Genomic DNA, 20,209 nt, shown 5'->3' with positions numbered 1-20,209 from the left:
ACCGAATTACTTAGCTTCAGCTTCAACCGCTACACCGATTTCGATGTCCTTGCTGATTCCCCATTCAGCGGGATCAGCTTCTGACGTACCGAATTTAATACCCCAATCGGCACGGTTTACCGTGAATTGAGCGACTACGGAAACCTTGCCGTCTGCAACCACTACCTTGGCTGGAAAAGCGATGTTCAACGTACTGTCCAGCAGGGTAAGATTACCGCTTACCCTTTTGTTGGCGCCCGCTACCGCACCATCAACCGGTTCTCCGCCCAGATCGGCAATCTGCGTAATCTTGAATTCAGCTACAGGAAACTGAGCCACATTGAAAAAGTCTTCGCTTTTCAAGTGACCTTCGAGATCCGTATGCTTCTTATCCCCTTCAGTAACCGATGCCGAATCCACTTTCAAGGAAGCCATGTCAATAACAAAATCGCCTCCGGTGATCGCTCCGTCTGCTACAGACAGCTCACCCGACTGGATGTTCAGTGTGCCCCAGCGCGGCGCGAAACCGCCTTTGTGAAACGCCTTCCAGGTTAGCTCACTTGCGTCAAGATTAACGGCATAAACCGCACCCTGTTTTTCAGCAACCTGCTGGGCCTCGGCAGTTTGCGCCTGTTTCGTGGTGTTACCGCCGCAAGCCACCGCAAAAGCGGCCAGCCCGGCTAAAAAAAGTGCATTAAATTTTTTCATAAATCTGTTTAAATTTATTTAGGCGGCAAAATAAGCACGTTCCAATTAAATGTTCAAACACAAATTTATTATATGACAATCCGGCTACATAACAGGCAACATTTAAATGTAAACAACTCCGACTTTAGTCGGATAATAGTGATTAAATAAGCACAGCAACACTTCGAACCCCAAATTCAGGACTGGACACATAGGGTCACCTCGATCCCTTATCTCCCGCTGTAAATCGGCAATTAACTGCGTTTATTTTCACAAATGTACACGTGGCTTAGCCCCCATGCCGAGGGCTGGGTGGCAATGTACGCAGAAGGCGTTAACCCGATCTCCTCCACGGGAATCGGATCGAGTATCTTTTCTTTCCCGAGCACACGCTGCAACCCGGATGTACGGATCTCCGTCAGGATATCCGCTTGGTTACGGAAAATGTTTGCCCTGCTCACTCCCAGTGCCTTGATGCGCCATGCCATGGTCTTTCCCTTCGCATAGATCGGATCCCTGAAATTGATGAACACGTTCCGGTGCACCAGGTTATAGGAAGGCTCCGGCACAGTTTCGAAATAGCCGGGCAACGTCGGGTACGCCAGTGCGTAGACCGGACCGGTGTAGTCCACGGCACGCAGGCGCTTCGCATACAGTCCGCTATCCGGAACTAACAGGTGCTTCGCCTAGGCACGCAACCGGTCATCGATGAAGATTCCGGCCTCGCTGCCGATAAAGAGGTTATTGTAGTATTTGTTGTCAGACCCTCCGCCCATCAGCACCGCCCGTTGGCCCGCATTGACAAGGATATTGGAGTAAGCCGTAAGGCCGCATGCGCCATCGTCGTGGTAGATGCCCGCCGTCAAAAATCGGTGGGGGATGTCGGCAATCACGTTATAGCGGACAACGATGCCCCGCTCCGACGGATCCCGGCCGTAGTAGATGGCACCCAGGTCGTTGACTTCCTTTGCCACATCGTGTATGTAATTGTATTCCAGTACGTGGTCGTTGCCGTTCATCAGGATCGCAGCTCCGGGGATATCGAACATCTCGCAATGCGCCACGACATTTTCTTCTGTCCATTTTCCGTGATGATATTTCCGGCTTGGTCCCGTGCATAAAGCTGCGTCAGCTGGTTCTGCCCGTTGATGAACCGGAAAACGTTGGCCACGGCACTGCCCGGATTCCGGCCGAAGCGCGTGGCCGGCGACTGCGTGGTGCGGTTCGAGAACCCGACGTTCGTGCCGATTTTCAGCCAGTCGAATACCTGCGCATCCACGTTCGCGCGGGCGTTGTACCGTTCGAAGGCAGAGCCCCTGATGTAGGAAGGATCCTCAAGGTAACCGCCGGAGAAGAAATAGTTCACGCGATCCGAGCCCCCTGAAGCCGACAGGTTATAGTCCTGCCTCAGCCGGTTTTCGAGGAGGTATTTGTCATAGTTATCGTTGTAAAGCAGCCTGGCGTCGGGGTTGAGTTTGCCGTCAGGATTTACGAGGTAGGCCCCGGACATCGTAGCGCTTGCCGCGGCTCCCGAACCCGTAGGCGTGTACACCGCTCCGGGAACGTCGTACAGCATCCAGTTTCCGAGGTTATTCCGCTGGAAATTGGTGGTTGAACCGACATAATCGAATAAGTGCGCGCTGGCGAACTACGCAGCGTCCTCATGGCTCATGTTCGGATTCCGAACATTGGTGGTGTAGCTTTTGGAAACTCCAGAACCATCCACCCCATACCTTGCCGAATTGTAGATGGAAAGCCAGGCGAACTCATAGATATCCTTTGGATCCAAAATTTTATCAAACTGGTATGGCCCTACCTGGTTCATTCCCGTCCTCCCTTCAAAGGAAATGCGCGGCACACCCTTGTTGCCCCGCTTGGTGGTGATGAGCACCACGCCGTTGGCCCCCCTGGATCCGTATAGCGCCGTCGACGCGGCATCTTTCAAAATGGTCACATTTTCAATATCCTTCGGATTGATGGTAGACAACGGGTTGGCATTCTGGGCAGGCACGCCATCAATAACCACCAGCGCATTAGACGTGTTTTGGCTTGCAGACCCCAGGCCCCGCACGCGGATGCCCATGTCCAGTCCCGGCTGCCCGTCTACCGCAGAGACCTGTATGCCGGGCGCTGCGCCTTCCAATGCCCTGCTCACGGTAGAGTTGGACCGGTTCGTCAGCAATTTGTTATCAATCGTGGATAAAGAACCGGTGAGATCACGCTCGCGGGTAGTGCCATAGGCTACCACCACGACCTCATCGAGGTCTGTACTGGATTCCACCAGTTGGACCACGATGTCCTGTTTTGCGGGCTCTTCGTGCTCCTGGTACCCCACATAGCTAAAAACGAGCACATCGGTCGCCAGCGCTTCAATGCGGTAAGTGCCCTCCGCATCCGTCATCGCGATGGCGCCGGTACGCTTGTTGGTCACCGTCACACCGGCCAACGGTTGCCTGTCTGCCACGGCAATAACCTTGCCTGCCACCTGCGACTGCTGCGCGCCTGTTTCGCCAATGGCGGGGTCCTCCAGCTTTAGCCCCACGGTATTTTCCGTGCCGCTTTCATCGAAGCGCTTTTTCAGGATGACAAAACCCTTTTCCTTCTCTTCAAACTGGATCGCAAGCGGCTTGAACAGTTCATTCAACACCTCCAATGCGCGTTGCTGCCGTACAGCTATCGTCACATTTCCGGCCTCGTCCAGCAAGTTGTTGGTATACACAAACCGTACCTCGGTCTGCTGTTCGATCTGGCGAAGCACCTGTGCAACCGGCGCGTTCTTGACGTCGAGAAAAACAGGTTGGTTAAGCAATTGAGCGTTGGTGGCCTCTGCGTACAGCAGCCCGCCTCCCTGGAGCGGGGCGGCTAGGTAAAAGAAAGCGATACGGATCATATGCCAATACAAGGCTTTTCCATACAAATGGATTTTCATATATTTGTTGTTGGTTTGGTCGGGAACTCATAATTCCCAAGCATTAAGTACTTACTACATTTAACTGAACCATCGTCCGGGTTCCGGTTGCAGCCAGAATCCGGACACTTTTTAGTCTAATGACTATGCACAATCGGTATATCCCCTTCATACAATAACCTTAATCTATTTTAGGTAATATAAGCTGGTGCGGCTATGAGGGTATATCTGTCATTTCATCATAGGCATCCTCCTCCTTTCAGGACAATTTTATCTTTCTTGATTTCGTATTGCGCATCCAGGGCCGCGGCCACCAGTTCGGCCGTATAATGCAGCGGCTGGCCGCTAAGGTCAGCGCTCACGCGGCAGCCACGGTAACGGCGTTCGTCAGCCTCCACGGCAACCCCGAACTTATTCGAGATGCGGCTAGCCACTTCTTCAAAGGGCGTATCGTCAAACCGCATGTTATAGTTTGTTCCGGCAGTATACTCGTTATCCACACTGACATCCACGGAATCCACCGTTATTGAATCTGCCCGAAGTCCATCATTGGTTTTCAGCCGCTGGCTCGGCATCAGCACAGCCGCCGGCGGGCCGGCCGGCGCAGGGCTCTTCGCTTTACCTTTTTTCTCAGGCTGCCGGCTCACCGCCACTTTGCCGGTTAGCACGACCAGCTCCATTTCAGCGGGATTGGCCGATTGCCTGATGTGGAAGCTTGTCCCCAGTACGGTAGCCACGTAATTCCCCACATTCACGCGGAACGGCTTTTCCTCATTTTTGGCCACCTCAAACAAAGCTTCTCCGGTCAATTCCACGTCGCGCAACCTGAAGCGCTTGCTGAACCGCAATGAGGCTCCCGGCCGGAGCCATACGATGGAACCATCGGGCAGCGTCTCCTGCCGCACGCTCTGACCGGCCCGCACCTGCTTGAATGCAATCCATGGCTTGTCGGTAAACCCGTTTTGATAATCCCAATACCAGCCAAAAATGGCCAAAAAAGCAATGGCAGCCGCCACACTCCGCACCCAAAGGATGCGGCGGCGGGCAGGCCGCGTTGCGGTACCCATGCCTTTTTCGATGATCTGCCGGTACAGCCGTGATTTCATGGCTTCTTCCCCCTCGTCAGAATCAATTTCGAGCGTGGAATCGTCAAAAGAACGGTACCACGCCTCGAAACGGGCACGTTCCTCTTCGTTCAGGGTTCCCTCCTGCCACTTCTTAGCCAAGCGATCGATTTCCGGGTAGCTCATTAATTGCCTTTTTATAGTAAAAAAAAGCGCCGGATGCAATACCCTACCTCCGATTCGATTTTTTTTATTTTTTTTCAGAAGTTAGCCGTTGATGCCCAGATAAGGCACGACCAGACAGTATTTCCTGCCGAATTTCTCCCGCAGCACCTTCAGCGCTTTGGAGATGTGTTTTTCCACAGCTTTCTCGCTGACACCGAGTTCTTCTGCGATTTGCCGGTTGGTAAACTCGTCATCGCGGCTCAGGCGGAAAACAAGCCGGCATTTGGGCGGGAGCGAATTGATGGTGCGTTCAAGCTGCTGGAGAAGATCCTTCAGTTCGAGGTCCGCGCCGCCATCGTAAACCGCATCGGCAACGTTCACGCTGTTGTGCAGCGCCTCCTTACGTGCCCATTTTGCCCGGCGGTTGATGATTTCAAACTTTACGGCCACCGCCAGGTAGTGTTCGAACGATACCTTCAGTTCAAATGTCTCCCGCTTGCGCCAGAGGTTCACGAAAATATCCTGTACGGCCTCTTCGGCCTCCGCTACATCATCCAGCCGTTTGGCGGCGACCACCAACATTTTGCTCCAAAATCGGTCGTACAGCTGTTTGAATGCATCGGCATCTCCCTTCCGCAGCAGTGAAGCTAACTGTTGGTCAGTAAGGAAATCCGAGTTATTCATGACTACGAAAGTAGTCATATTTCTTCATTACTGCGTCATGCCCTGCGCGGCGTGTTCTTTCAATCAATCCCTCATGTCACAGAGATCGGTATCCGGTTGTAAAAATATCGTCAAAGTTTCACAGGTTGCCCGCTCCGCACAGACTCATCGCAAGCCAAAGCGACTTCCAAACTACTGATCGCCTGTTCCGTCTGTACAGACAGATCCAAATCATTGCGGATGGCATTCAGAAAAAAACGCTGTTCGCGGTTGCACAGCTCCTGGTGATCCGGTTCGTCAGCCAGATCAATCCACTCGTCCGGTTTCGTAAACCGATTGGCGGCATCAATATCCGCATGGTGCAACCGCAGCGATTCCGTTTGCGTGTGGGCCGCTACATTGTCCGAATTGCCTGACCTACCGGCTTCTTTTGCTACAATCGACAGCGAACCTTTCGGGCCGAACACGTCCTTGATGAAAAATGCCGTTTCGCTCACCATCGGTCCCCACCCAGCCTCATACCAGCCTACAGATCCATCGTCAAACCGGATTTGCAGTTGCCCATAGTTGTAATTATCCTCCGGAATATCTTCCGTGAGCCGCGCCCCGATCGCATTGACTTGCACGGGCTTACTGCCTGTCAACTGGCACATCACATCGATGTAATGCACCCCGCAATCCACGATGGGACTCAGACTGGCCATCAGGCTGCGGTGCACGTCCCACATATGTCCCTGGCTCTGCTGGTTGAGGTTCATACGCATCACCAGCGGCCTGCCCAGTTGCCCACCGAGTTCAACGAACTTCTGCCAACTGGGGTGATAACGCAAAATGTAACCCACCACCAGTTTCCTACCGGTCCGTCTGGCTGTTTCGGCCACGCGCCGCGCACCCGCCAAGGTGTCAGCCAACGGCTTTTCGATAAAAACATGGCACCCATGTTCCATGGCCATGATGGCATAGGTTTCGTGGGTGTCGGGGTAGGTGGAAATACACACCGCGTCGGGCCGGGTGGCCTTAAGTGCTGTTTCATAATCGTCGAACAGGGCGTAGCCACCGCCGAGCCGCTTGTTGAGCTTTTCCTTGCTGGATCCCCGGGCCACCAGCCCGCAGATCTCGAAACCTTCTTCGGTGTGGTAGGCCATGGCATGCGAGGCACCCATGTTTCCGCAGCCAACAACGAGTACGCGTACGTTATCTGTCTTAGTTGTCATATTCCTTTGTTTCCTTTTTATCTTCATTAAAGCTGCCGGCAGCGTTGGTCTTTCGTCCGGGGTCACGAAACAACACTATGAACAGTACCAATACCACCAACGCAATTGCTGCCGGGACCAACCAGACGCCCTGCCAGTCGAATTGCTGCGCACTTCCAACTTGCCGGGCGTACCGGGCGGTGATGAGGCCAGCAACATGAGAGCCGATCAGCATCCCCACGCCATAGGTGGCAAAGGTAATCAATCCCTGTGCGGCATTGCGTATGGATTTTCCCGCCACATTATCCACGTACAGTTGGCCAGTCACGAAAAAGAAGTCGTAGCATACGCCGTGCAGCAGGATGCCTGCGTATAGCATCCAAATCCCTTGGTCCGTACCACCGTAGGCGAACAGCACATAGCGAACAATCCACGCAATGATCCCGACGGCAAGCATGGCCTTGATCCCGAATTTTCGGAATGCCAGCGGGATGACCAGCAGGAACAGGAACTCGGAGACCTGACCCAGGGTCATCTTGCCCGCGGCGTTCGCCATGCCGACGTCGTTCAGAAACGGGTTGGCAAAGCTGTAGTAAAACGACAGCGGGATACAGATGGCTAACGAGGAGAGAAAAAACACAACGAACGACCACTTGCGGAACAACACCAGTGCCTCCCCCCCCAGCAGCGACAGGATGTCGGTCGATTGGGTTTTGACAGGCGGGGTATCGGGCAGCGTGAAGCTTACGACACCCAGCAACAGTGAGGCGGCCGCACCGAAATTAAAAATCATCCGGCTGCTTTCCAAATTGAGGGAACCGATCAGCAGGCCCACTGCGATCCACCCCACCGTGCCGAAGACGCGGATGTAAGGAAAGGTCTTCCCGTCATCGTCCAGTTGCCTGAAGGTGATGGCATTGACCAAGGCCATGGTGGGCATGTACAGCATGGTATACAGTAACAGCAACCACCAAAACGTACCGTAGGAGGCCGCTTGCCCAAGCACCATCAGAACGACGGCCCCTGCTAAGTGGAGAGTCCCCAGCACCTTCTGTGCGGAGAAATAGCGGTCAGCCACCATACCCACGAAAATAGGTGATACAGCGGCCGCGATGGACAGGTTGGCGTAGGCCGAGCCCACCTGTGCCGCGCTGGCCTGAAAGGTTTCCATCAGGAAGGTGCCCAATGTGACATACCAGGTACCCCAGGTGAAATACTCCAAGAACATGACCAGCGACAACTTGCCGCGAAGTTCCTTTTTCATCTTCGTGTCCGATTAGTGGTTATAGAACTTCAACCAGTCTACGTGGAAGAGGTAATTGTCCGTATCGACGGTACGCTGGAAACCGATATGTAGCCGATTGCGCCCCAAGTTGTCCGGCACCCGGACCATGTATTCCTTCCAACCTTCATCATGGCTTTTCGCCTGGCCCGGCGGGATGCTCACCGAACCCACTACCGCTCCGTCGGAATTCCCTTGGCGCACCACGATCATACCGCCCGCTCCGCTTGCCTGCACGCGAAGACCGATGCGCTTGACCCCGCGGAGATCGACATCATCAAAGGAGATGTAACTGCTGTGCTTGATACCATTGGTATAGGCCATGAAAGCGGTAGTGATGGTGGCGATGCTTACATTGCCTTCATCAAAGTCTTCCGCCTGGATGATGGGATAACGGAGCAGCAGGTGGTCATGGCCCACCAGGCTGCCGATGCCGCCTGCCCCACCGTCACGGTAGCTGGCGCTGAGCAGGTACGCTCCCCCTTCGCGCTGGCCGATGTGGTCCGTCAATTCCAGCGTACCGGACAGCGGCAGCCTCTTTTCTTCGGTACCGAGCGAAAGGATATAATCGACCATTTCCTGGGCGTCCGCACGCGGCAGGTCCGGGTGCGGCGACATGGCACGCTCACCCCAATTGCCACTGCCCCCTTCGATGATCTTATCGACAAGCAGCTCCCGTACGCCCGGCTTGCCGGCATAGCGCTGGGCGATGGCTTGGTAAGTCGGTCCGACGGATTCCTGGTCAACGGCATGGCACGACCGGCAGTCCAGGCTGGCCACAAGGGCCTGCCCTTTCAGGAACCGGTAAGTTGACGCATCGCCCCCGCTTGCCAGCACCACCGCGGCGTCGCGTCCGTCGGGGATGTAACCGAAGGCGATGGCAATCCGTGAGGGATCGATCGCCTCCTCGGCATCGCGAACCTCCACCTCGTAAGGAACGGTCGCCCCGTCCCAGTAAAAGCTCCGGTTGGCGGAGGTCCGTATCGCAACTTCAGGCGGAGTATTGCCTACGTAGACCCTACGCGTCGCCGTGCCGATGCCGCCATCCGGGTCGGTGACCGTCAGGGTGACTTCATGGGTGCCGTTTTCCGTGAAGGTATGGGTAGCTTCGAATCCTTCATAATCGTTGCCGTCAATTCGCCAGCGGTAGCGCAGTCCATCGTTACCGTCGTGATCCATCGTCCCCTCGGCACTGAATGTTACGGTGAACGGCGCGGCGCCGTATTGGCCATTCATTTTGATTTCCGCGATGGGGTTGCGGTTACCTTCGGTATATTCGATGCGGATAAGCCGGGCGTTGCTGTTCTTGGAAAACCAGTTGGTGCCGTATTCAAGTATATAGATGGCTCCATCGGGAGCAAACTGCATGTCAATAGGGGCATCAAATTTCCAGTGGCTCAGGAAGGGCTCCATGCCGGCATAATTTCCCGTCTCGTCAAAAGCAACGGCCATGATCCACCCCCGTATCCACTCATAGATGAATAGTTTGCCGTCGTAGTAATCCGAAAGCTTAAACGGCGCCCCTTTGAAATGTTTGCTATAAAACACGGGTCCAGCCATTGCCGTCGCCCCGCCGCTGCCCACCAGCGGGAAACGGGCGGACTTGCCCTTGTTGTACCAGATCATCGCCGGCTGTGCCGGCGGCAGTTCGGTCAGGCCAGTGTTGTTCGGCGACCCATTCAGTGGCCGGTTGGGGTCTTTTCCCGGCTCCTCTTCTTTCGTTTCGTAGTTATATTTCGGGAACACATCGTTATTGCCGAGGAAATAAGGCCATCCGAAGAAGCCCGGTTCGCGTACCTGATTGATCTCGTCGTAGCTCATCAGCTCGCCGTCGGTACCACGCACCTTGGTATCCGGGCCGACGTCGCCGAAATACAGGTAACCGGTCTCCTGGTCGATGCTGAACCGGTAGGGGTTACGCATGCCCATGGCGTAGATTTCCGGTCGGGTTTCAGGCGTGCCCGGGGCGTAAAGGTTACCCTCCGGAATCATGTACCCCCCCGCGGGAAGCGGCTTGATACGCAGTATCTTGCCCCTCAGGTCATTGGTATTGGCCGCCGTGGCTTGGTCATCGGCAAGTTCATGTCCGGGGCGCTCGTCCACCGGCGTGTAACCTTCGGTTTCTTCAGCGTTCGTGTTGTCGCCAGTAGAAAGGTACAGGTTGCCGTGCCTATCGAATTTCAGGTAACCCGCCGAGTGGCAGCAGTAAATCCGCTGCGTGGGGATTTCGAGGATGATGCGCTCGGTGGAGCGGTACAGGCTGTCGTTACGGAACTCCATCCGTGACAGGCGGTTTTTGGCACTATCCCCTGCCACAGCATAATAGAAGTATAGCCAGTGATTCTTTTCGAAATCGGGATCGGCAACCACACCGAGTAAGCCGTCTTCAATGCCGCTGAATACCTCGAAATTGGCCACGGTCCGAAGTTCTTTCGTTGCGTCTTTATACAACCGCACCCCGCCCTTGCGTTCCACAAACAGCACATCATTGCCCGGAAGAATTACCATTTCCATCGGCTCATCGAGGCCTTCGGCCAGTACCGTACGGGTGTAACGGCTGCTGTCGGGTTTCACGGTCGGGTCGCTGCTACCTGCGCGGTTGCAGGATGCCAGCAGCCCGGATAAAGCAATGCCCAGACAAAAGAAAATCGAAGGTTGTCTCATCTTATCGTTCGTTGTTAGTTAGTAAAGATGCTACGGAAACGGACCGCCCTTGGTTCCTGCGGCTTTCGTCCGCTGCCTGCATGAAAGCAAAAAGTTCCAACGTTTCCGCCGCACTGACCGGAGGAACCTTGCTGTCAAAGAAGTGGATGATCTGGCCGATCAGTTGCTGATAAGTAGCTTCCGAAAACGGCCCCAATGGGGCAGTTCCCTTTTCCCCGAACGCCGTTCCTGCTATTCCCGCCGGCCATTTACGCACACCCCGGACCGTACCCATCCGCCCGTCTTCCCACGTGCCGATGATGATGTCGGTCTCTTCTTGGTATAACCGGGTCACGGATTTGCATCCCCGACCCAATACGGCATACAGCATTTCCAGGCCGTGCAGCGCATACCACGCCATGTCCAGATGGCTTGATTCCATCTCCGCGGGGGTGAAGACATCGCCCCCCGTTACGCGACCGATGCTTCCCGCAACCACCTTTTGTACGTTTGCGTCAAAACGAAGCGAAGAGGAAGAAAAGAAAGGGGTTTTGTATTTTTCTGCCGCAGCGACAATCGCTTTTGCCCCCTCCAGGGTGGCAGACAGCGGTTTATCAATGAACACCGGTTTGCCCGCCTTCAGTACTGGAAGGGCCTGCTCCAGGTGCGGAACCCCGTCTATCGTTTCCAGCAATACTGCATCACATGCATCCAGCAACGCGTCCATACTGTTCACAAGCCTGACACCATGCTTTTGCACCGCGGCAGCCATCTGCGGCTTGATGTTTAGAATATCGCGATTCGCTGCGGGATGGTAGGCTGCCACCACACGGTAGCCACGCATTTCTGCACCGCCCGTATTGATCATCCGGGTAAACACCTCGCTATGCGAAGTATCCAGACCGATTACGCCGACGCGTTTTCCAGCCAACGCTGCCAAAGGACGTGCTTGCAGGAACGGGTGGTGCAATACACCCACTCCTGCAGCAGCAAATGAAGCTGCTTTTACAAACTCCCTTCGGTTATATTTTTTTATTCGCATTTTCTGTTTTAATTTAATCACTAACAATTCGAATGTCTGGTTAACTTCCCATTGAAACGGTCAATCGCAATCTGCAGAATAACGAAGGCCAGATATTTTAGTAACTGTGTGCTTGCTCATTTCAGATTATCATATATCAAGCAGTCGACCGCATATAGCTCGTACTGTGGGTGAGGAGATAAAATTTTTATTTCTATCCGATGTCCTTTTTTAGGCAACTGATATCTCCAAAATAATTCTGTTCTGCTTTTCATCGGATCACTGGGAAAGTTAGCCTGCTCTACCTCTTCTCCGTCTATATAGAGCGCCGCACGTACTACATGCTCTTCTGCGTCAGTTACCTTTTTTTGCACGTAACCCCGGATAACGAAGCCAATTCCTTCTATGTCAAATGCGATCTCATCTGAAAATGTCTTTTTCAATGAAATATATTCCCGTGGATAATGCCCCGCAAAATTTTCCTCAAAAGCCACCGTCCTGGCTTCCGAAATCGGTATCCGCACCGCGGTACCAACGGTATCTCCACCATGGTACTGGATATTGGCCAGCGCATGTTGATAGCTAAGCCGGTAAACCTGATCCAAAGAAAGGTCCGTGTATGCGAAATTACGGTGTTCCGCCTGCTGGAGCGGCTTCAGCCAATATTCGGGTATATGACGGTATCCCTTCAACACTCCCAATATACCTGCAGCGGTGGCAGGATTGCAATCCGAATCTTGCCCCAGTCGTGTTGCTATTTCAAGTGTGCGGGTAAAATCACCGTTTCCATAAAGCAATCCTGCAACCACATAGGCGGCATTTAACTTAGCGTCGATGTTTAGAGGATGAAATACACCATGGGGACAACCCACATCCTCGGCCCATTTTTTCTGTACTTCGAACCAAGTTTGTTTCCAGTCATCCGGGTACGCTTTATGCCACCTGATCACGTCCGAAATGCAATGATGGAATTTGCTTTCCATAGGGATTGCTCGGAGCGCCTCAGTGATGATAAAGAAGATATTGTCATGGATAAATGCCAATGCATATAAATTGGCTACATAGACCCCTCCATACAAGCCATCACCTGAATTGATAATTCTACCTACCTTATCTGTAATATCTGTGGCAACGTCAGCCATGCCCGGGCTCATCAGTCCCGCAAAATCCGCCTCTATCTGAAAATCGATATCGTCCGCATGCGGATTGTTCAGCCAATGACCGGCTTCTATGGCAGGGACTCCCTGTTGTAAATTATATCTACCTGCTTGGTTAGCGTGCCATAACTCATACGCTTTCCCGGCGAAAGCCTTGCCAAATTCATCCAATGGCGCGTCCATTCCGAACTTCTCGAAGACTTCTACGAAGGTCAGGTCTACATACACATCATCATATAGGCCTGGGAATGTGGTCATGGCCTCGTTTACGTAATCGGCATGCCAGGGTATGGTTTCATAGTCTTGTATGTACGTGCCCAGATACTTGAATTCAGAAGGCCAACCGAACGTCACTCCGATCGTCTGACCGGCCCAGCCCCCCTTGATTTTATCGAGTAGCACAGACTTTTCCATGCGATGATTCCGTATTGATATCGAATCTGACGCGACACAGTTCTGCGTTGAATACATGGACACTCCCATGATCCATAGGCAAAGCCAGCGTTTTACATAGCTAGGATTTGTTTGAAACATTTTATTGAATTTCATTACCATACGACACAAAAGTAAGCGATTGCAATTCATAATCAGGGTGCGGGTTCTGGATTTCAAGTGTTATAGCAATTACAGTTTAAGATGGCCAATGCGTATCGATGCCGTGTTTCCGTATGAACGTTTGAAATTCTGCCAGCATCTGCCGGTTTTCCCAAACATGGGCTGGTACCGTTTGCTTCGCGTCGGAAAAAACTATCAGCAGCCCAACAGCTTCGCCGATACTCCATTCTACCGGATGCAAACGGTAGCAGCCGTTTGTGATGTGGGTTGTGCCAATATTCTTGTTTGCGGGGAGGAGGTTTTCCACACGCTCGGGAAGCAAGGCGCCCAACGGGATCTGGAAAGGCAGCGACGAGAAATCGATGTAGTTATTTCCCAAGTTAGAAGGATGCAGATCGATATGATAATATCCGATGCCCACGCTGTCAAAAAAATCGGCGGCTAACTTTTCGTCCTTGCCGGTAACCATTTTGCGCTGCTCGGCGCCGACATGCTCTTCCAGAACCGTAAACTTCGCTTTAATGCGCCGTGACTCGCGGATATACGGATATTTTGCCAGTCCATCGTGGGTTCCAAGGACATCCCCCCGCAATCGTAAACCTTTCCATCCGGGCTTACCTTCTGGCGTGGGTGCCTCCGTCTGCAACCAGTAAAACATCGACAAGCTGAGTTGTTTTGCGCGGTCTACATGGTGTTGAAACGCATCATTCGAAACGTCGATCAAATTCCCTTCCATGTAATCGTTTTGGGGCCAGTTCATAATAGAAATACCGCCTCGATAAAAACCGTCGCCAAACTGCCGGTGATCAATAATCCTACGGTAATTCCATAGATTCAGTAACGACCCTGTGGCCGTTCCGTTGGGATCAAAAGCTAATTTTTTGGGCTGTAGTGTTTTGGGGTTGGCATAATGAAGATCCAACAGCCGTCCGGGCCAAGGAGGGGAAAGCTTTGGGATGTAATTGCGCCAGTGGTCATACATCCGTGGTTTGGGGATTGTGTGATCTGCATCCGGTTCATAGTCCATTGCCAAACACATGGTAAATGCTTGGTTGTTTTGCGGATTGCCTTCCAAGGGTGCATGCAATTCACCTGTCTCGTTGCGCGATTCCGTCCCCGTTACATATTCCGTACGCGAAAGCGGCAGTAAATCGCCTAATTCGGTTGCGTCGACAAAAAAGCGAGCATTTAGGATCACGTCTCCCTGAAAGTACGGAGAATTTCCTGTCAATGCCCGAATCCGATCTCCCTGCATATCCGCACCGGAAATCCGGCAACGGAGCAGCAGCGTCAACTGTCCGGAGCTGACATAGGGAGCAAGCAAACTTTCCATTATGGATAGCGCGACACGCGGCTCGTGACAAAGTCGCGAAACGGAACCATTTCCCGGGTTTAAATACGCATTTGCCTTTGCCTCATCTTTTAAGGGATAATGTTGCCGATAATAGTGACGTACAGCCGTCCGGAAATCCCGATAACTTTGAGGCGCTCCATGCGTCTCAATCCACTGGTGTTCATCCGGAGGCACCCCTTGCTGGGTGATCTGTCCGCCTATCCAGTCGGTTTCCTCCGTCAGGACGACTTTGAATCCGCTTTTCAGCATGGCCAACGTGGCAGCAAAACCACCCAGCCCGCCGCCAGCTACCACAACGTCGGCAGTGACTTCGAAGCGGGATTTCATCCGATCTGCCGACGCTGTAGCCCATAGGGGAATACCGGAACAGGAGAACAGCGCGCCCCCCGCAGATACCATTTGGATGAATTTCCGTCTTTGCATAGCCTGTCGATTTACAAAATATTTACCGTTATTCTGCTGTTTTCGCTTACCGTATTCGCCGGGAAACCTTTGTGAAACCACAGATCAGGTGTATCCTGGATACGGCTAAATCCGATTTCGAACGCTTCCGAAGGCCAGCTGTCTGCCCCCAGCGTGATCCGGTTACCATCAACCTGAATATCCGCCAGGTCTATGGACACCGGATTCCCCCGTACAAAAAATTGGTAGTTCGACTTTTCCTTTGCGGATTTTTCATCGATCCGCTTATTAAACGAGACCGTCACCGAATGTGTACCGCTCCGGATCGCCTTCATGGGCTGGGGCTTTTCCGTAAAGATATATCCGCCGAGGTGATATTCGTAACTTGTCCACGTGGTATATCCGTATTGAGCTGCAGCCTTGTCAAATTGCTTCACCCAATACGCCGACTTAACCATATTTTTCGCAGATCCGATATCGGCCTGAATACCAATCGGCACGTGGGGATGTACCTGCTTAAGCTGGTCTACAAACGGTTGGTAGTACCGCATGTAGTCGGGGGGCAGCTGTGTTTCCGGTTTTACCCAGTCCGGCCAGTGGGTCTGGAAATAGTGAACATCGGGTCTTACCAAACTCACCATGGCAGCAGCGTCCAGTCCCTGATCCTCTTTCAGCTTTTCCACGGATTGCGGGCCGGCATCAATAGCCAGACTCCAGGTGGCAATCAGGGCATCCGGTCGTGCTTCGCGGATCCCTCCCGACCCGTTAATCAGTTCGTTCAAAAAACGGTTAACGGCTTCAACACGGAAGGCGATCCACTGTTGATAAATCTCAGGCTTCTTGGTATAATAATTAGCTGCGGCCGGATCCGAAAAGTCGGGCAATTCCAGTCCGTATTCCGCTTTAAATGCCTGTTTGGCATTCGGTCCTACATCGCCGTAAGTACCCTTTGCAATGGCATCCCACTCGGGAAAATAGGATTCCGCCAATTCAAGGCCATCGAATGGATAGTCCGTCATTAGTTTTACCAGTCTTTCTTTTTTCCACGAGACAAAATCGCTGTTGAAAGGAGACAAAAAGGTAAAGCCGTCCACGCCATTTTCGCGTTTGCTGAGCCCCATTTTCCATTGCTCCCATCCGGCCGGATAATCGGCGGTGGAATACGTGCCATTTCCCAGGGTGAGCAGCCAAACTCGCATACCCCTTTCGTGAAAAGCGTCGATCAGTGCGCCATTTACCTGATTTTCATTAACAACGAAATAATGCACCGCTTTGAAGCCGGCCAGTTGAATCTCTTCGGCGATGCTCTCTACCGAGCGGTTTTGGTAATAGGCAAAAGAAGGATCAACCTGAATCGTGACATCATCTGCCTGAATAGCGGCCAATTTCTCCGGAGGCACCAAATAGGTAGGCGTTTCATCCGCTGTTTTTGCCGCATTCTTGTTACAAGAGGAAGTCACAGCCAGCAAACAGGCTGTTAAAAAATACATTGCATTCATGGATTGTTCCTGTTTAGTTCGAAACTGAATTGGTCAAATTTATCGGTACGCCACGCCAGATGCGCGGTAGCCGGTGAGCTGGCAAAAAGCGGTGAAAACGTACGGACCTGAACCGTCTTTCCGTCGGGTAAAAATTCCAGTATGCGCAGCCAGCCGTCGCCGCCATTTCCTTTCCAGTTCCCGCCTTCATTTTGAGCGTTGAAAAGCATCTGGTTGACTATTTTTCCGACCTGATTCGTATCTGTCCGGAATCCGACATGGCCCTCATGGCTGGCTACATCCACGACGTGCCCGCACAAAACAAGACGTAAATTAGGTGAAACGGAAACCAGACGATCCCACAATTGCTGGCCGGTTGTCATATCTGAAAATCCGGGGGGATAGTCCTCCTGTTCGATGCGTTCATTTCCTTTTACCGACGAACGCATATAACTGTGGGTAAGCAGTACACCCATATGGTTGGCATAGGCCGGTTGATCCATCATTTCCTTTGCCCAGTCAACAACCGCTTTCCTTGGAGCATACTCCAACGAAAAAACAAGCAGTTGCTGCCCTAATGGAGAGTTATAGGCATAGCAGGCATTTTCGAGCGTTTTTACACCCGAAGCATTCGGTGCCATATCTACCAACAGGGCCTGCGCCAGCGGATTTTTATCGGGTGGGAAGAAGCTATTGAACTGACTGTATCGATTTTCCGTATGGTTTGTCCCATAATCGTGATTGCCTGTGCATAATACATAAGGCAATTTGCGATCCAACCGGCCAAATGTCTCCGACATGAAACGCCATTGAACGCTACTGAGCTGATCGCCGTTTTCTTCAGGCAGCGCAGTGATATAGTTCTGCTCAACGATATCACCTGTACAGAGTACCATCTGTATATTTAAGCGTTCCCGGTTATCTTCAATCCATCTGACCATTAAATCAAAAATCGGTTGGTTTCTATTAAACTTTGCATATCCCTGTACATCCGGAAGTAAAATAATACTCCATGAACCGGAATCACTAAGTGCCGGAGTCCAGCTTGGCACCTGAGAAACCAACCGAACCGATACCAACAACAGGAGGGTCAGCAACGGAAGTCCCTTCGGTATATGCATCTGAAAATATCTCCTTTTTTTCAAATCGGCAATCCTTCCAGCTAAATTTTGTCAATTATTGATACCCCCAGAATGTCAGCTCAGCAATCATCACATTCAAGTTACCGCCCCATGTGGAATTGGTCTTGAAGCGTACATACCGATAAAACTGATCAGTAGGCAGCAAATTAAAGGTCTCTCCTTCGACGGCCACAATACGGTCATCTTCAGCCACCTGTCCTGCCGGAAGGCCGGAAGGCTTGACCGATTCAAACGTTCCCAATAAGGTCCAGCTGTCCCAACTGCCATCTGCTGCTGGGTCATTGCTCCCATAGATTTCAAAGGACTTCGGGGCTCCTACATTAAACATCCAGTAGTCATCGTGCGATAATGAATTGACTTTCATTTTGGTCAGCCTACTTGCGTAACCCAGGTCCAATGTAAACCAGTTGGGGAGCGTCAAGCCCGCCATATTGGGGTTCATGTAAAAAAAGTTGGGGCTGGTAATCTGATCATCCCATAGGTTTTGGATAGCCCATGCGGCAAATTCGGGCTGGTAACTATCGGTCGGCAATGGCAAATGGGCGAATGAGGCTTTGTCTAGTATGCCCTCTGTTAATACCTCCTGATACGTTTCTTCGTCGGTATAAAACGTATCCAGCGCGCCCGCTTCCGGCAAGAAAGCTGTTTTATATCTCAATTTACCATTGCGGGGAAATTGAAACAGCGTGTCCACCTCCCGTCGCGCAGGGACAATGTGCTTCACCAACTTTTCATCGTTCCCGATGTAGCTTACCTCTACCTGGGTCATCGTCCCATCGGCCGGCATCCAACGAATTTCCAGATGGTCGCCAACTCGCCGTATACTCCGGTATGCCCGATTGAGCAATGAGCGTTCATATCGCTCCCCATATACCTTACCTGCCACGGAGGCTTTTATGGATGAATTGCCATAATGATCATAAAGATATACATCGAAATGGTGCGTACCCTCCGCAAGATCCCCAACTTCCAAACGGATGGTATCTATGCCGTCCGTTTTGGTGATACTCCCAGTCAGGGAATCCCTACCATTATTCCAAAACAGTCTATATCCAGCCACTTTGGGATCCGAGATAAGCAGCCAGGAAACGAGCACGCGATGGTTGCCACCATAGGCCACCAGGGAGTCTGCCTTACCGACATAGATGGTTTCGCCCCCTTTGATGAATTCACGGTAGGGGTCGTCCATACGCTTGCAGCTAACCATTGCCAACAAGCAAATAAAGGGAAGACCGAATTGATAAAATGGTCTTTGATTGGCTATCATTGTTGTATTTTTAAATTTTTCAGCACCTAATTGTTTAATTCATCGGTTGGCCCCAGAACGTCAATTCGGAGATCATCACATTGGTATTTCCCCCGTAGGTACGGTTCGTCTTGAAACGGATATACCGGTAAGAGTCGATATCGATCGGGAATGTAAAATCCTCTCCTGCGATCGCAACCGCACGGTCTTCATTGGTCAGCGAGCCAAGTGGTGAACCCGATGGTTTCTGGGATTCGTAGGTCGACAGCAATGTCCAGTTATTCCAACTGCCGTCGGAAGGCGGATCGTTGCTGCCATAAATTTCAAATACACGCGGTGCCCCCGAGGCGAACATCCAAGAGTCGTGGTGTGAAAGCTGATTCACACGGATTCGGCTGAACTTAGCTTCCTGCCCCAGATCGATGGTAAACCAATTGGGCAGTACCAAGCCTTCCAAATTGGGTTTCACATAAAAAATGTTGGCGGTGGTTCCATCCCACAGATTTTGGATCCGCCAAGAGTCAAACTCCGGTATATAGGTATCGCCCGGCAGGGGATGATGTTTCCACAACGCTTTGTCAAGCTGGGTTTCGAACAACGGAGTCAAGCTGGCAAAGAGTGTATCGGAAGAATTTTGCCACTTATCCGTAAAGAAAAAGGCAAACTCAGTCGGTTCCGAAGCTAACCCCCTAACGGAATAATCGCGGTTTTTGGAATTCGTATACAGACGGTCGTACGGTACCCAGCTACCTCCTTCATCCTTCGTCATCGTATAGAAAATGTATTCGCCTTCTTTTTCATTCGTAAAGGTTGCGTTGACTCCTCCGAACGTTTCCCGTACTTGCAGCGATTCGAACACGAAGTGCAGGTTGGCTTTTAACGGCTGGATGGCGACCGAAACCGGTTCCGAGCGATTTTCCGAACGGTTGACCACATACAACGTAACTTCGCGCGGTTGCGTGTCCGCAAATCCATCAAGCACCACGTAATTTGTATACGAGGAAGCTTTGGTAATTCGCGTTCCACCAGCCGTGGAAGGATATTCGGCGAGGACATATAACACATCTTCGTCGGACGGCAACGTATAGGTGATCTTGGCACCACCCGCTATATTTTCAACCCGCACATTGGAGATGGCGCCGGGTTTATCGCCATTTGTAACCAACGGTCCCATCTCGTTGTCTTTGCATCCCGCCAGAACCATTACGAAAGCAATAAAGACCGAGACAAATTGTTTCTTCTTCATTGGAATATCTTTTTTAAGTCTCAT

At 52.0% G+C, this 20,209-nt stretch carries 17 protein-coding genes; all 17 read right to left on the bottom strand.

Features of this window, described 5'->3' with window-relative positions; translation table 11 throughout:
* Positions 1–6: 6 nt before the first annotated feature.
* Complete coding sequence (locus tag BM030_RS14915; RefSeq protein WP_090974406.1) at positions 7–687, bottom strand: YceI family protein; 681 nt, start codon at positions 685–687, stop codon at positions 7–9.
* Positions 688–920: 233 nt separating this feature from the next.
* Complete coding sequence (locus BM030_RS14910; RefSeq protein WP_090974405.1) at positions 921–1,298, bottom strand: hypothetical protein; 378 nt, start codon at positions 1,296–1,298, stop codon at positions 921–923.
* A 54-nt stretch (positions 1,299–1,352) separates the two neighbouring features.
* A complete protein-coding gene (locus tag BM030_RS14905; protein WP_090974404.1) occupies positions 1,353–1,715 on the bottom strand; it encodes a right-handed parallel beta-helix repeat-containing protein in 363 nt (120 codons plus the stop codon).
* A complete protein-coding gene (locus BM030_RS14900; RefSeq protein WP_090974403.1) occupies positions 1,685–2,242 on the bottom strand; it encodes a hypothetical protein in 558 nt (185 codons plus the stop codon). The genes BM030_RS14905 and BM030_RS14900 overlap by 31 nt, the downstream gene beginning before the upstream one ends.
* A gap of 72 nt (positions 2,243–2,314) precedes the next feature.
* Complete coding sequence (locus tag BM030_RS14895) at positions 2,315–3,595, bottom strand: TonB-dependent receptor plug domain-containing protein (protein WP_090974402.1); 1,281 nt, start codon at positions 3,593–3,595, stop codon at positions 2,315–2,317.
* Between the two features lie 218 nt (positions 3,596–3,813).
* Positions 3,814–4,824 (bottom strand): FecR family protein, encoded by a 1,011-nt coding sequence (locus tag BM030_RS14890; RefSeq protein WP_090974401.1) that lies wholly within the window; start codon positions 4,822–4,824, stop codon positions 3,814–3,816.
* 81 nt (positions 4,825–4,905) lie between these two features.
* Positions 4,906–5,505: an RNA polymerase sigma factor gene (locus tag BM030_RS14885; RefSeq protein WP_090974400.1), complete on the bottom strand. Its 600-nt coding sequence runs from the start codon at positions 5,503–5,505 to the stop codon at positions 4,906–4,908.
* A 92-nt stretch (positions 5,506–5,597) separates the two neighbouring features.
* Positions 5,598–6,680, bottom strand: a complete 1,083-nt coding sequence (locus tag BM030_RS14880) for a Gfo/Idh/MocA family protein (RefSeq protein WP_090974399.1) — start codon at positions 6,678–6,680, stop codon at positions 5,598–5,600.
* Positions 6,670–7,923, bottom strand: coding sequence for a nucleoside permease (locus tag BM030_RS14875; RefSeq protein ID WP_090974398.1), 1,254 nt, complete (start codon positions 7,921–7,923; stop codon positions 6,670–6,672). Before BM030_RS14875 ends, BM030_RS14880 begins: the two co-directional genes overlap by 11 nt.
* Before the next feature lie 12 nt (positions 7,924–7,935).
* Positions 7,936–10,605, bottom strand: a complete 2,670-nt coding sequence (locus tag BM030_RS14870; protein WP_090974397.1) for a PQQ-dependent sugar dehydrogenase — start codon at positions 10,603–10,605, stop codon at positions 7,936–7,938.
* Position 10,606: 1 nt separating this feature from the next.
* Positions 10,607–11,626, bottom strand: coding sequence for a Gfo/Idh/MocA family protein (locus BM030_RS14865; RefSeq protein ID WP_090974396.1), 1,020 nt, complete (start codon positions 11,624–11,626; stop codon positions 10,607–10,609).
* A 116-nt stretch (positions 11,627–11,742) separates the two neighbouring features.
* Positions 11,743–13,176 carry an ADP-ribosylglycohydrolase family protein gene (locus BM030_RS14860; RefSeq protein WP_170845762.1) on the bottom strand — a complete coding sequence of 478 codons (1,434 nt, stop codon included), beginning with the start codon at positions 13,174–13,176 and terminating at the stop codon, positions 11,743–11,745.
* Between the two features lie 217 nt (positions 13,177–13,393).
* The gene (locus tag BM030_RS14855) at positions 13,394–15,094 is read right to left on the bottom strand and encodes an FAD-dependent oxidoreductase (protein ID WP_090974394.1); all 1,701 of its coding nucleotides are present in this window, start codon (positions 15,092–15,094) and stop codon (positions 13,394–13,396) included.
* Between the two features lie 11 nt (positions 15,095–15,105).
* Positions 15,106–16,572 (bottom strand): hypothetical protein, encoded by a 1,467-nt coding sequence (locus BM030_RS14850; RefSeq protein WP_211657623.1) that lies wholly within the window; start codon positions 16,570–16,572, stop codon positions 15,106–15,108.
* Entirely contained in the window at positions 16,569–17,672 is a 1,104-nt protein-coding gene (locus BM030_RS14845) for a metallophosphoesterase (RefSeq protein WP_090974393.1), read from the bottom strand. Before BM030_RS14845 ends, BM030_RS14850 begins: the two co-directional genes overlap by 4 nt.
* 55 nt (positions 17,673–17,727) lie before the next feature.
* Complete coding sequence (locus BM030_RS14840) at positions 17,728–18,900, bottom strand: DUF4998 domain-containing protein (protein WP_170845761.1); 1,173 nt, start codon at positions 18,898–18,900, stop codon at positions 17,728–17,730.
* A gap of 94 nt (positions 18,901–18,994) precedes the next feature.
* Positions 18,995–20,185 (bottom strand): DUF5000 domain-containing lipoprotein, encoded by a 1,191-nt coding sequence (locus BM030_RS14835; RefSeq protein ID WP_170845760.1) that lies wholly within the window; start codon positions 20,183–20,185, stop codon positions 18,995–18,997.
* Between the last annotated feature and the right edge of the window lie 24 nt (positions 20,186–20,209).

This window comes from Parapedobacter composti (genome assembly GCF_900112315.1).
GTDB lineage: Bacteria > Bacteroidota > Bacteroidia > Sphingobacteriales > Sphingobacteriaceae > Parapedobacter > Parapedobacter composti.
Note: the sequence above shows the minus strand (reverse complement) of the source record. Positions and strands in the feature narration are given on the sequence as shown.

Bases quoted from the DNA above. Each gene is read 5' to 3' on its own strand.
- BM030_RS14880 (WP_090974399.1), bottom strand. From the start codon at position 6,680: ATGACAACTAAGACAGATAACGTACGCGTACTCGTTGTTGGCTGCGGA.
- BM030_RS14915 (WP_090974406.1), bottom strand. From the start codon at position 687: ATGAAAAAATTTAATGCACTTTTTTTAGCCGGGCTGGCCGCTTTTGCG.
- BM030_RS14890 (WP_090974401.1), bottom strand. From the start codon at position 4,824: ATGAGCTACCCGGAAATCGATCGCTTGGCTAAGAAGTGGCAGGAGGGA.
- BM030_RS14875 (WP_090974398.1), bottom strand. From the start codon at position 7,923: ATGAAAAAGGAACTTCGCGGCAAGTTGTCGCTGGTCATGTTCTTGGAG.
- BM030_RS14850 (WP_211657623.1), bottom strand. From the start codon at position 16,572: ATGAATGCAATGTATTTTTTAACAGCCTGTTTGCTGGCTGTGACTTCC.
- BM030_RS14870 (WP_090974397.1), bottom strand. From the start codon at position 10,605: ATGAGACAACCTTCGATTTTCTTTTGTCTGGGCATTGCTTTATCCGGG.
- BM030_RS14905 (WP_090974404.1), bottom strand. From the start codon at position 1,715: ATGTTCGATATCCCCGGAGCTGCGATCCTGATGAACGGCAACGACCAC.
- BM030_RS14840 (WP_170845761.1), bottom strand. From the start codon at position 18,900: ATGGTTAGCTGCAAGCGTATGGACGACCCCTACCGTGAATTCATCAAA.
- BM030_RS14860 (WP_170845762.1), bottom strand. From the start codon at position 13,176: ATGGAAAAGTCTGTGCTACTCGATAAAATCAAGGGGGGCTGGGCCGGT.
- BM030_RS14895 (WP_090974402.1), bottom strand. From the start codon at position 3,595: ATGAAAATCCATTTGTATGGAAAAGCCTTGTATTGGCATATGATCCGT.
- BM030_RS14885 (WP_090974400.1), bottom strand. From the start codon at position 5,505: ATGACTACTTTCGTAGTCATGAATAACTCGGATTTCCTTACTGACCAA.
- BM030_RS14835 (WP_170845760.1), bottom strand. From the start codon at position 20,185: ATGAAGAAGAAACAATTTGTCTCGGTCTTTATTGCTTTCGTAATGGTT.
- BM030_RS14855 (WP_090974394.1), bottom strand. From the start codon at position 15,094: ATGCAAAGACGGAAATTCATCCAAATGGTATCTGCGGGGGGCGCGCTG.
- BM030_RS14845 (WP_090974393.1), bottom strand. From the start codon at position 17,672: ATGCATATACCGAAGGGACTTCCGTTGCTGACCCTCCTGTTGTTGGTA.
- BM030_RS14900 (WP_090974403.1), bottom strand. From the start codon at position 2,242: ATGCTGTACGACGTTCCCGGAGCGGTGTACACGCCTACGGGTTCGGGA.
- BM030_RS14865 (WP_090974396.1), bottom strand. From the start codon at position 11,626: ATGCGAATAAAAAAATATAACCGAAGGGAGTTTGTAAAAGCAGCTTCA.